This window comes from Aquipseudomonas alcaligenes NBRC 14159, assembly GCF_000467105.1.
Lineage (GTDB): Bacteria > Pseudomonadota > Gammaproteobacteria > Pseudomonadales > Pseudomonadaceae > Aquipseudomonas > Aquipseudomonas alcaligenes.
On sequence record NZ_BATI01000005.1, the window covers coordinates 205,813 to 219,117 of the forward strand.

Genomic DNA, 13,305 nt, shown 5'->3' on the forward strand with positions numbered 1-13,305 from the left:
TCCTATGCTCTATCAAAAGAATTATTTCTCCGCCCTAACCACAAATTTGAGCACCCGCAGCGAACGCGCTGCGCAGGGCCTGCTCAGCCTTGGCAGCCCTCACCTGCGCCAGTTCCTGCATGATCAGCTGACCGCCTCTCCCGGCACTCCAGGTGCCTGGCTTGCAGATCCAGTTTTCGAACCGACCTTCGGTTGGGAAGAAAGCAATGAAACCATGGGCTCTCTATCCGGCGGCAATCTATTGCACCCGCGTCTTGCCGAAGCCATGGCATCCCCGCCCAAGGATCTTGCCCAGGAATACACCTTCCCCGTCACCCGGCATCCATTCACCCACCAGTTAGCGGCCTGGAAAACATTAAATAGCCCGGAGCCGCAATCACTGGTGGTTACCAGCGGCACCGGTTCGGGAAAGACCGAATGTTTCCTGGTGCCAGTCCTCAACCATCTGGCGAAGGAGATCGATGCCGGGGAAGACCTGGAAGGGGTTCGTGCCCTGTTCATCTATCCGCTGAATGCCCTGATCAACTCACAGCAAAACCGTCTAGACGCCTGGACCGATGGCTTTGGCGGGCAGATTCGCCACTGTCTATACACCGGCGCGCTGGAAAATGAGCGAAAGGCTTCCGATCAGCAATACAAGGGCCAGGTGATTGACCGTAAGAGCCTGCGCGAGCGGCCGCCACAGCTACTCGTAACCAATGCAACCATGCTCGAGTACATGCTCATTCGTAAAGACGATGAGCCTATCCTGCAAAAGTCGGCCGGAAAACTGCGCTGGATCATTCTTGACGAGGCTCATACCCATATCGGCTCACAAGCTGCTGAGATGGCTCTGTTACTGCGCCGGGTGATGCTGGCGTTTCAAGTTAAGCCTCAGGATGTCCGCTTCGTTGCGACTTCAGCTACCTTCGGCTCGGATATGCAAACCATCGAGAGCCTCCGCAAGTTCCTCGCCGATATCGGCGGAGTGACTCCTGATCAGGTGCATGTTGTGCAGGGCCACAGGGATATTCCAGCATTGCTGGACGCCAAGCCAGAAACCTCTCAGGACACGCCCGAATCCATCGGGGCTATCGAGGGAGAACAAGAGCAATCTGCGCTGCGCTACCGGCGCCTGGAGGCCAGCCCGACTGCACGGAGGTTGCGTTCCCTGTTCATTCCTGATGGACAAGTGAAACCGCAAAGCCTACTGGGTCTCACGAGAGCATCCGGTCTCACGGCAGCACAAATACTGGCCTGGTTGGATCTGATGTCCGGCACTAAGAGTGCCGACGGGCTGTCCTACCTGCCGTTACGAGCGCACCTGTTCCACAACGTAATCCCGGCAATCCGCGCCTGCGTGGATCGGAACTGCGCTTACAAGGCTGGCACAGCGCTGGATCACGCGGAGTGGCCCTTCGGAATGGTGTATCTGGAGGAACGGACCCATTGCCGCTGCAATGCCCCGTTAATGCCTCTGGTCTCCTGCGAGGAGTGCAATGAGAGCTTCTTGCAGGCAAAACCTACCAGCAGCGGAAGATTGATCGATCAGTCGCTACAACAGGTCGACGAATTTTCTCTAGATGAAGACTCTGCGGATACGGAAGACCAAGCCGATAACGACAGTGAATCACTTAGCCAAATCCTGATTACCAACCGCCCCGTGGCGCACGGCAGCTCTGAGTTCCTTGATCGCACTAGCCAGAAACTGATGTTCGATGGTCCCAAGGAAGGCTACATCGAACTGCAGGTTTTCCAGAGCCACAAAAATGAGTGCCCATGCTGTGGCGCCACCATCCAAGGTAGCAGCCTGATGCGCCCGGCCCGAATCGGCACGCCCTTCACCTTGAGTACGGTGATTGGGACCCTATTGGAATTTTGCCCTCCAGACCCGATGCCGTCCGGCAAGCCTTTCCAAGGCCGCAAGCTAATTTCCTTCACCGACAGCCGCCAAGGTACGGCACGCATTGCGGTCAAGCTACAGCAGGACTCTGAGCGGAACCGGATTCGCGGGTTGATTTATCAGCGCCTTCTACAGGCCCAACCCACTGCGGCCATGTCAGAGGAAGAGCTGCAGGAATTCCGTGATCTACAGGCACGTGCAGCCTCACAAACGCTTGACCGCTATGCGCAGAAATATCTGGAGCAACTGCAGGAGAAGCAAACTGAGACGGCTAAGGGCACCGCAATCTGCTGGACCGACATGGTCAACCATCTGGCCAGCACCCCGGATCTGCAACTGGGCATTCTGGACTACTACCACGGCCTCGCCCCCAAAACTTTTGGCAAGCACGACAGTATCGCCTTGGCCAAAATGCTGCTCGCCCGTGAATTCTTCCGCAGACCCAAACACGCCAACAGTCTGGAAACTCTAGGACTGGTGCAAGTGTGCTATCCCAAGCTGACCAACATCACCACCAAACCCATGGCCTGGCCTGCGCACCTGGATGTCGAATCCTGGCGCACCTACCTTAAAGTACTGATGGATTTCTTCGTCCGCCAAAACGCCATCCTGAATATCGATAGACAATGGCAATCACTGATCGGCATTCGTATCAGTCCCAAGTGGGTAGTAGCTCCGGTTTCTGATGGCAAACTTGAAAGGCTTCCTGGTCGCTACGTACGCTGGCCTTCAGTCAATACCGTCAGCAGCGCCCAATCACGGCCTATCCTGCTGCTCTGCAAGGCGTTCAACTGGTCAACCGCGGCTCATCAGGATCAAATCGACTCGATCCTGCGTGACGCTTGGCAAGCACTCACCCAGCAGGCAAAACTGCTGATTTCCTCTGGTGATGGCTATCAGCTCGACCTCAATGATCTGAGCTTCCGGCTGCCCACCGAAGTCTACCTCTGCCCGGTATCAAGGCGCTTCATAGACACTCCGTTCGAGCAGCTAAGCCCGTATACGCCACGCACCGACCGCGCGATGGTCGTCAAAGTGACACCATACACCCTGCCGCGCCCCCCAGAAGACCTCCTATATCTGCCGGGTGATGACGGCCTCTTGGCGATTCGTGACTGGCTCAACACCCAGCCGGAAATCCAGCAGCTGCGCCAGGAGTCTCTCTGGTCTGACGTAATGGATCTGGTTATCGAGGGCGGCAACTACTTCCATGCGGCCGAGCACTCGGCCCAACAACCGAAGCACAAACTGGATACCTACGAAAGCATGTTCAAGGCAGGCAAGCTGAACCTGCTGAGCTGTTCGACCACCATGGAAATGGGTGTGGATATCGGCGGCATCAGCGTAGTGGCCATGAACAACGTCCCCCCACACCCGGCCAACTACCTCCAACGTGCGGGACGAGCTGGTCGTCGTCGTGAAGGGCGCTCCCTGGCGCTAACCGTTTGTAAGAACACCCCGCACGATCAGAGTGTGTTCAATAACCCCCTCTGGCCCTTCACCACGCCCATGCGCATGCCCAAGGTTTCCCTGCAAAGCCCTGAGCTGGTACAGCGCCATATCAACGCCTGGCTGCTCTCGCACTGGCTGAAACACGTTGTCGCCGCCCAGGAAATCAAGTCGATGACGGCAGGTGCATTCTTCCTCGACGGCGAAATGCCTATGTCGCTGGCCAAGCGCTTCTGTCTATGGTGCAACAATCAGGCAAGCGAAGCGGATCCGCAGGTAGTACAAGCCATTAAGGACATTACTCGACGCAGCATTCTCGACTCTACGCCGCAGTCTGAGCTGCTGAATCGCGCCAGCAGCAATCTCGCCGAAATAATGCAGACATGGCGGCAAGAGCATGAGGCAAGCCGTTCTCAACTGTTGCAAATTGCCGACAAGAAAGCCGTCGCGTCCCGCGCCATGGAGGCCCAACTCAGCCGTATCGAGAAGGAGTATCTGCTAAGCGAGCTGGCTGACCGGCGATTTCTACCTGGCTATGGTTTCCCAACGGATATCGTCAGTTTCGATAACCGCTGCATGCAGACCTTAAAACTGGAGGAGGCCGATAAGCGTGAGGACAACCGCGTACGATATCGTTCGCTGGCTTCCCGCGATCGCGTCACCGGCCTGCGCGAGTACGCACCTGGCGCCGAACTAGTCATGGACGGACTGGTGTACAAGTCCTCCGGCATTACGCTGAACTGGCATGCACCCGCCTCCGCCGAAGGCATCAAGGAACTACAACTCTTCAAGAAGGCCTGGCGCTGCGGGCAGTGCGGCGCCAGTGACACGGCCATCAACCCCGGACTGGAGATAAACTGCCAGGACTGCGGCGCTCTGATCGAGCGGGACGAGATTCGCGAATACCTGGTGCCCGCAGGCTTTGCTGTGGACTTCTTCGATGAGCCGCATAACGATATCAGCCGCCTGCAGTACGTACCGGTCAAAGCCCCGTGGCTGAATTTGCCCTCCAGCTGGGTCTGCCTGGCCAACCCTGCACTCGGCCAGTTTCGCTCCAGCCAGCAGGCCCACCTATTCCACTACACCTCGGGGGCTAATCAGCAGGGCTTCGCCATCTGTCTAGAGTGCGGCAAGGCTGAGCCCATGCTTAGCCATCCCGATACATCCGCCCCTGCCAATGAGCAGTATCTACCGGCCATTTTCCGCCAGAAGGCACAGCACAGACGTCTGCGCGGCGGCAAGAACGACGACGGGGAAAACATCTGCCCCGGCAGCCACAACAGCTGGAAGATCAAGCAGAGCATCCACCTCGGCCATGACAGCCTGACCGATGCGCTGGAGTTGGTACTGCGTAGGCCCTCCAACGGTGAACTGCTGAACGATGACATCACCGGCTATTCGATTGCCGTGGCGCTGCGGGAAGCAATAGCCGCTGAACTGGGCGTGCAGACCGAAGAGCTTGGCTGCGATTGCCACCCGATTAGGGTCGATGGCTCTCCAACCCGAGCCATCCGGATTTTCGACCTGCGCAGTGGCGGCTATACCTCTCAGGCGGCAGAACGGCTGAATGACTCCAGCCTGTGGCAGCGGGTCATCACGCGCCTGGACAGCTGCAACTGTTCGCATGCCTGCCAGCGCTGCCTGCTCAGCTTTGATACCCGCTTTGAGGCTGACCGCCTCAATCGCCACGCTGCACTGGAGTGGATCAACCAGACCTGGCTTACCGGCTTAAAGTTGCCCGCTGAACTCGCAGTCTTTGGTTCACAAAGTCAGGCGGAAATTACCACCCTTCAGGAAGCGGTCGAACGGGCGATTACCCAAGATGACAGCGCGAAGACCGTTACGGTCTACCTCGCGGCTGCCGCCGAAGACTGGGATCTTTCCGTCGCCCGCCGCCTGCGGCATCAGCTACAGAATTGGGAAGACGCCGGACACCAAGTGCAACTGCATCTGCTGGAAAGCACCTTCGCCGCTCTGCCTGCCGACCAGAGGGAGTGGCTCGCAAAACTGTCCTTCAACGGGATTGAGATCGGCCTAAACAAGGCCATGCCAGATCTCGGAGTGCTGGCGCTGAACATCAGCGTACATGGGCCGCGAGGCAACTTCGCCTGGGCCAGCGACAATGTAAACCTGGCCGCACCTGGACGCACCTGGGATCTGGCGGCAGCCGGGGTGCGGATCATTCGGGGCGTATCCCCCATCCTGAAAACTGAGCGCGTACTGGATACCAGCGATTTAATGCCGCCTACAACCCAGGGCTTGGTTAAGGTCGAGATCGGTAATCATCTGGATGGCTCGCTCGATGGCTTTGCTCGCCGGTTCTGGGAGCACCTTAGACAGGAGGCCAGAAGCCTTCTGGCTAATGCCATCACAGGCCAGGATCCAATCATCGAGTTGGTCTACAGCGACCGCTATGTATGCAGTCCGCTGGTCGTGAATCTGCTTGTCAATCTGATCCATGAGATCGGAGCGCATAGCGATGATGTCTTTGCCATTAGGATTCAGGGGCGTCAGTACCAGAAGGATGACAATCGCTCACCTTGGCAGTGCTGGCACGATTGGCGCACATCTCAAGAGCGCGATCATGCGATCCGTCAGGCGTTTGAGTACTGTGGCCTAGAAGCCGATGTCCTCAGCCTTCCGAGTTTGCCACACTACCGCCAATTGCAACTGCAGTTGCGCTCAGGCAAGCAACTGACCATCCAGTTTGATCAAGGACTTTCCTACTGGGAGGCCGAACGAAGTGGAAAGCCTTATCTGCTCAGGTTCGATTTCTCATCACCTCGGCTTGGAGAGGAGATCATGACGCGCATCCAGTGCAGAGTATTAGCGGCCAGTGATGAAAACACCCAGATATTCATTTCATCCACATGAGGATGCTCTAACGGCCAGAGTGCTCAAGGTATGAGCGTAAGACTGAAAACTCTGGAGTCTCCGCAGAGTTAACCCTGCCCAGCAGAAGGCTGGGCAAGGCCGGCTGCAAAAGCAGCATGATCACTCGTGGATGTAGGCCCAGCGACCCAGCAAGGTCGTTTGACCCGGCCTGCTCATAATTCTGCCTTGACAGGTAAACGAGTCGGTCCCAGCTCAAACCACTACCCGCTTTGAACTGCAGAGCCCATTGATTGCCATAGAAGCCTTTAAGAGCAGCATCGCCCGTTACCATCTCAAGTGGCGAACCCACCACGAAGAAAACAACCACCTCCAGGCTGGTACGCCCACCACGGCGCGTAACCCAGCAAAGGCAGCGTACCCATGATCAGGCTTGGGGCGGCCGCAAGGGATGCTGCCTTGAAAAAGCCGGACTGCAGATTTTTCTTTCGCAATTATTCGTCAACTCTCAAAAGAGCCAGAGAAAGACCAACGAGTAGCCGCCTACAACGGTTGAATGGATACGGCCTTCCATCCCCAGCTTTCACGCTTCTTGTTGTAGGCCTGTACCGCTGTACCGGAAACCTGCTGGCCGTCTTTGATCTCGCAGCGCTCCACCAGATGCCGAGGAATAAAAATTTCGCTCGGGGTAAAACCCATACCGTTAGAGACGCGAACCGCCTCGGTGAAGTCCTTGCGCAACAGATCTCCTGGCACTTTCTCGCTCGCCTTTGCGGCAAGCACGCGGTATTGGGGACCACGCTTCGAAACATAGCGAACAAGCTGCACCTCGATGGCATCGCCCTCGGCAAACGCACACGGCAACACCGACATCGGAATCTCGCCATTGATCTCCCGGCTGACGATGTAGCGAATGGCCTGCTTGTCCTCATTCACCTGGTTCACAACCCCTAGAAGCTCGGGTGCGATATCCCACGCTGTAGCGCCAGCCCGGCGCTCCAGCACAAACAGGTTGAAGCGCTGATTCTCATCAAACTCGCCCTTGACCCTGACGGCATCCCCGGTCGCCAGACTCATCCGCGCGACCTTTGACTCGGGAATCGCTACCTCCGTGGGGATTGAGCCCGTTTTCAGGAAAACCTTGCGCCTGGGCTTGGGTTTTGGCTTGTCCTCTTTGCCCGGCACGACAAACATCTCGCCCAGGCAAGCATCAATCCAGGGCAAGTCACTGAACAGCAGCGCCTCAGCCGCCTTTGCATGCAGCCTGTAGTAGTCACGATTGGATGCCTTGGCCTGCATCTCGGCAAACCAGCCCTGCGCCGCAATGCTGGCAACGGCCTCGGGGATCTTGTAGCCCTCCTGCTCCTTGGCTCGAATAATGGCTTCGACTTCGTGCTTGGCTGCTGCATGGTCATTGGCCTCCAGCATGCGCTCGGCGACTTCCAGGCGGATTTTCCCAGTGAACTTGTCCTCTGCCGGACAGGTCAGCGCCTTGCAGTAACAGCCCAATGCCGCATCCGGATCCTTCTGCGAGACAATGTCGCCCAGCAGCCCCCAGGCCCAGTAGTCGTTTGACTTAGCCTTGGTCACTGCAATCCCAAAAGCCAGCGCCTCATCATGCCGGCCCAGCGCCAGTAGCAGCTTGGCCTTGTTCAGCTTGAGAAATACATTGTCCGGAAAGCGCCCCATGGCCCTATCAATGACGGGCAGCATGTACGCCTGCCCGTCCGCATCATCCGCAGCGGCCGCTTCCTTGCCCGCCTGCTGGATGACCTTCTCGGCCAGTGACGGAAACTCCCTGCCATCCTCGGCGCGGAAACGCTCATAGTCTTCTTCGCGCAGGTACTGGAGATTCCAATGGCGGGAAAAGGCCAGCATTCTCAGCTTGTCCTGCCCGGCCAGTTTGGCTGCCAACTGCAGTATGCGAGAGTGAAGCGGAGAGGGCTTTTCGATCTCCAGCTTGAGATAGTCACTTAAATTGCGCTTGACCTCGCCAACGCTGAAGCTCTCCTTGGCCAGCAGCGCCTTGGTGTGCTGGTAAAGCTCCCAGCCTAGACTGGTCTGGATTTCCTGATCGGCAGCGCCGCTCATCCAGACCTTGCGGTAGATAGCAGCCGCTTGCGCATGCTGCCCGCCTTTGCTCAGCGCCTTGGCCTCGCTGATCTGCTGGCCAAAGGGATTGCACAGCGAGAGCGCATGGCGAACCCCTTTACTCAAGACATCGTCAGCAGGATCAATAGCAATACTCTCCAACTGACTGCGGTAGTGCGGCAGGTTCTGCAACTGCCCATCCTTGACGTCCCGCTTGATCAGGTCGATTAGGCACCAGGCAAATGCCTTGCGGTCCCAGTCATCGGCCTGCGGCGCAGCCATCAACTCAAGCGCCATCTTGTAGGCTTCGTCGATCGCCCCTTCCCTGCGCTTGGCGAATACCTCCTTGTTGCTAATCATGCCTGCATACCCGCCGTAAGCAGCTGCCCGACCTCAGCGACCAGGGTGCCCGGTGAGCAGGCCGCGACCACGGGCTGGCATTTCGTGAACTGGTCTTTGCTGTTGTACCAGATGTCATAAACGGCCACGGCACCCTCGCGGGTAAAACTGTAGCGCTGGCACCACTGCTGCTCAACCACCTTGTGCAGCGTGATACCACCGCCCGCACACAGGCTGAGCACCTTGGCGTGAAACTCATTGAGAAACGGCTTGGCGAAATGGGCATCGGCAACCCCTGCCGTCCCGCCACTCGCAAGCGGCAAGCCCTTGAGCTCGGCCAGCACAGCACTCAGTTCGCTGCTCAACTCGGAGAGATAAGGAGCAGCTACACCGGTAACCTTGCTCTTGCCGTTATAGGCAATGTCTATTCGGGCAGACTCCCCCTCACGGCTGAAGAGGTAAACCTCCTGATACTGGTGATGGAGAACGTCCTCGATACTGATCCCCCGCCCGGCAATCAACTTGCGCACCTCGGCCAGCAACGCGAGCAGCGTTGTTGCACTGGGGGGAATGCCGAATGTATTGGCTGGCGGCGGAGGGGAAACCGCTGCAGCTGCTGGCGCTGCAACGCTGGGAGCCGGAGCCGCGGGCATGCTGGGCGCCGCGCCGAGCATCTCCAGCGCCGGATTGGCCACCATCTGAATACCACTCCACGGCTGGTGGTTCGGCGGACCGAGCAGATACAGGTGGTGCGCCGTGCGCGTAATCGCCGTGTAGAGCCAGCGGAAGTAGTCAGCCGTGAGCTGGCTTTGGTGGCTTTTGCATTTCACAAACACATGATTCCACTCACTGCCCTGCGCCTTGTGGCAGGTGATGGCGTAACCGAACTTGAGCCTCAAGGCATTGAAATACGGATCCGCCATCAGGGCGTCCTTGAACGCCTTAGTCCGCCTTGGCAAGTGCTTGTGGCGCATGCAGAAGTCGAGGTAGAGCGCCTTGTTCTCATCTGACGAGAGCGTTGGCTCCTTGCTGTAAAGCAGATCCTCGATGATCTTGGCCGGGAAGAAATGCGCTGTGCCATCAAGGTCACGGAAGCCTGCCAGTACGTCCCTGAAGCGCAGCGGCACAACAATTTCCTCGACCACAGCGGTTTCAGGATTTCTCCGCTTCAGCTTGACGCTGCGCTCTTCAACCTCTCCGAGCACCTCACGGATCAGGCCGAAGTCACCGTTCGAGATAAAGAACCCGTACGCATTGCTATTGGAGATAGCCATCACCTTGTCTCCCGGCATCACCTGCGCGCAGCCGGGGAAGAAGTGTTCGCGAATTAGCCGGTTGTAATCGCCCACGTCAGCGTTGGAGTGAGCAATGACGATAGACTCGCCGTTGATCTTGCCGCCACAAGAGTCCAGATAACGCTGCAACAGCGCCTGATGTTCGACCTTCTCAACATCCGGATAGGAGAGGTCCATGGTCAGGCGGTTGAACACCTTGCTCTGCAGTGACTGTCGCAGGGGCTGGGCATTGGCCAGAATGCCGCTCTGCGCTTTCTGCCGCACCACCTCAGACAGCTCGTATCCGCTGCAACGGACGCGGTGATGGCGCAACAGATACTCCGCATCCAAAGCAGGGGAAAAGTTCATCCCCACGGGCGGCAGCTGCGCGTCGTCACCGATAAAGATCACCTTCTTGCGGTGATCGTTATGGTCCAGATTGACAAACTCGAACAGGTCGGCAAGCAGATAGCCCGACCCAAAGCGGAAGAACTCCGCCTCCTGGTAGATATCCGCCACCATGGACGCCTCATCCACGATGTACACCGTATCCACCGAGAGCGTGTTCACCGCCAGCTTTGCGTAGAACTTGAAAGTCTCGGTACCCTCGGTGTCTTCATCGAGGTACTCGGCCATATCGTCAAACGCATAGAGCGTCTTATGCAGGGTGTAAGCCGGCGACTGGGTTTTGCTGGCGATCACCTTTGACGCCTTGCCGGTGGGCGCAGCCAGCACATAGTTACGGCCAATCGCGCGGAAATACTCGGTCAGCCCCTTGGTGATGAAGGTTTTCCCGGTACCGGCGTAGCCTTTGAGGAGGAACACGCTTTCCGTATTGCTGGCGAGGAAGCGCTCGATCTGCTTGACCAGCTCAGCTTGGCCGTTGGTCAACGTATAGCCAGCAAAGGCATCGTGAATACTGAGATGCTGACGTGTGTTGGCACTGCTGAAATCGATAGAACCCAGGGCCTGGGCCGAAGCGCACTTGAAATCATCCAGCCTGGCCGGATCAGGTGTCGGGGTGTTTGACGCTGCCTCAGCCTGAGCGGCTTTCTCAGCAGCCTCCAGGCGGTTCAACTCGTGTTTCGCCCTGGCCAACTGCTCGGCACGGTCATCTGCAGGACTGCCCGAATCTGCGGCCTCCACAGGAGGCGTGAACGGCGGATAGCTGTCGGCAGACTCACCGCTGCAGGTCTTGAAAAACCACTGGCCGATCAGATACGCATCCCCAAGCAGGGAGAGGGAGACGCCGGCGTCGATAACACCACCGTGGGCGGCTTTATTGCCGATCATCCGCAGGGCGTGCAGCTTCTGCAGCACGATATCGCCAACCACCTCCTGAAACGCCGGGTATTTGAGCTTCTCGAAGAACCCATCGGACGGTTCACTGGGTAGGCGCAAATCTCGGTAGAGAAGGCCGACCAGCACCTCTGCAAAGCAGCGCAGTTTAATAGCCGCGGTGTGCGGGTCGGCAAACACATAACGCTCAGCAAAAGCGGCATGCTGATACAGCTCAGGCCAGCGTGACTTCAACGGGACAAAGTTATCCGAAACCATTCATTTCCCTTACTCGACCGTGCGAATCCATACAAAGATCAGAAAAATCACCAATCGCACACAGAACTTACCCTGCCGTCTTCTCACCAAGCTCCGCCCGGAGCCTCTGTATTTTCAGCAACACATCAGCAGCGGCTTCGCCTGCCAAGCGCCCCGCCAACGCCTCGTAGGCCAGCAAAAGCTCCTTGCGCTTACTCGCAACCTGACGCGGTGAAAAACCAAAAAAATCTGGGCAGGCAATACCAGCCTCCAGAATTTTTACTTCGGCCTCAAGCGCTGGCGTCTTTTCAGCCTCAAGGCGGGCCTCAAGCGAGCGGTTATATTCAGCCAGAGAGCGATTAGCGGCATTTAGAGCGCCGTTGAGCCCTGTAAACGCTCGCGAAACCGTTCCTGAAACCGAAGCCAGTACAGCGACAGCGCGCTTCAAGCCCGTCCAGACAGACATATACCCGCCTCAAGTCCTAGATAAATAAATGTGTCCCGTTTTTCTGCGAGAAGTACGGCTCACCCTAGGCCAGCGGCACCCAATCCCCCTCTCCGCGACCGGTTCGGATAGAGCTGATCATTCTCTCAACCTCAGCCCGCTCAATGTGCTGGGGATTCCCAACCCGGTAGCGGTCTTGAAAATAGTCCTGCCCAATTCGGGTCAGCCTGAAACCCTCGGGCACACGCTCGATTCGCCGCCCATCCAAGTGAGTCTGGAAATTTTTCAGAAACCGCCTCAATTGAAATGGCTTGCCTTGATCCATTTCGGTGACTACAAGAATGGCCGCCAGGTACGTCCACAGCCGACGCCCTGAAGGGGTAATCGCCAATTTGTAGAGCTGAGCAGTTTGATCAACCATGAATGTTCTCCTCCATTTCACTGCTGATAGCTAAGCCAGACTTGCTGAGATACGGCACTTTGCCGGAGGGTACCAAGTTGGCTGCTGCTTCCAGGTGCACGTCCTGATCATCGAAGAAAATATGCGGGGTGAAAGCGCTGAGCACTTTGGCTTTGCCAACGCCCCCTAGGAAAAAGGCCTCATCAACGTACACGCCCCAGGCGCGCAGGGTATTGATGACTCGCATTTCAGAGGGTGAGTTGCGGGCAGTAACGATGGCGATCCTGATCGGTGAGTCCTTACCGCCAGTGGGCAAGCGCTCCTGCAGCCGGGCCAGTTTCTTCAGCAGACTGGCGTAAGGGCCCTCTTCCATCGGCGTGTGCTGCAGCGCATCTTCCTGGGCCTTAAAAGCCTCCAACCCCTGGGTTTTGTAAACCAATTCGCTGGCGTCGGAGAACAGCACCGCGTCCCCGTCGAAGGCGATGCGCACCTGGCCCTCAGGGATTTGCGGGGCGTTGGTCGGCGGTGCCTTGAGGATCGCGGCGGCACATTGCCGGGAGTCGATGACCTTCTGTGCATCCTCCACATTGGTGGTCAGGAACAGGTCCACATCGAAGGCATCCATGTAGTCGGCCACCGACTCGCCACCGGTAAAGGCCGAACGGGTTATCGTCAACTGGTCACGGCGAATGGTCTTGAGCACGCGGATGCCGGTGTCCGGACTGTTGCGCGACATCACCACCACCTCGACCAACGGCGAGGTCTCGCCACCTTTCATATGCCGGTTGAGGTCTAGCAGCGCCTTGACCAGGTGATACCCGGTACCCGGCGCCAGCGGCTCACCCTCACGCTCCTGCATATAGCGGCGGTAGTTATCGATCACGCTTTCGGGATCGGCCTCTAGTGCCGCCTTGAACATCTGATCGGACTCGCTCATGTCGAACAGCGCGGTGGCCGAGATACCCACTACCAGCGTGTTGCTTAAATCAAGCGCCATAGATCCTACCTTTGTGTCACCTAACACTGCCCACGGGCAAAGAGAAAACCGCTTTCGGCT

At 57.6% G+C, this 13,305-nt stretch carries 6 protein-coding genes; 1 reads left to right on the plus strand and 5 read right to left on the minus strand.

Going from position 1 to position 13,305, the window contains the following annotated elements; genetic code table 11:
- Nucleotides 1-4 precede the first annotated feature (4 nt).
- Nucleotides 5-6,205, plus strand: coding sequence for a DEAD/DEAH box helicase (locus PA6_RS03105; protein ID WP_021699417.1), 6,201 nt, complete (start codon nucleotides 5-7; stop codon nucleotides 6,203-6,205).
- Nucleotides 6,206-6,706: 501 nt separating this feature from the next.
- Here the strand turns inward: PA6_RS03105 and PA6_RS03110 are convergent.
- The 5 genes from PA6_RS03110 to PA6_RS03125 form a co-directional block, all read right to left on the minus strand.
- Nucleotides 6,707-8,614, minus strand: coding sequence for a DUF7017 domain-containing protein (locus PA6_RS03110; RefSeq protein WP_021699419.1), 1,908 nt, complete (start codon nucleotides 8,612-8,614; stop codon nucleotides 6,707-6,709).
- Entirely contained in the window at nucleotides 8,611-11,424 is a 2,814-nt protein-coding gene (locus PA6_RS03115; RefSeq protein WP_021699420.1) for an ATP-dependent DNA helicase, read from the minus strand. The genes PA6_RS03110 and PA6_RS03115 overlap by 4 nt, the downstream gene beginning before the upstream one ends.
- Nucleotides 11,425-11,491: 67 nt before the next feature.
- Nucleotides 11,492-11,869, minus strand: coding sequence for a hypothetical protein (locus PA6_RS23295; RefSeq protein ID WP_021699421.1), 378 nt, complete (start codon nucleotides 11,867-11,869; stop codon nucleotides 11,492-11,494).
- A gap of 64 nt (nucleotides 11,870-11,933) precedes the next feature.
- Nucleotides 11,934-12,269, minus strand: a complete 336-nt coding sequence (locus PA6_RS03120) for a hypothetical protein (protein ID WP_021699422.1) — start codon at nucleotides 12,267-12,269, stop codon at nucleotides 11,934-11,936.
- Nucleotides 12,262-13,245: a 5'-nucleotidase gene (locus PA6_RS03125; protein WP_021699423.1), complete on the minus strand. Its 984-nt coding sequence runs from the start codon at nucleotides 13,243-13,245 to the stop codon at nucleotides 12,262-12,264. Before PA6_RS03125 ends, PA6_RS03120 begins: the two co-directional genes overlap by 8 nt.
- Between the last annotated feature and the right edge of the window lie 60 nt (nucleotides 13,246-13,305).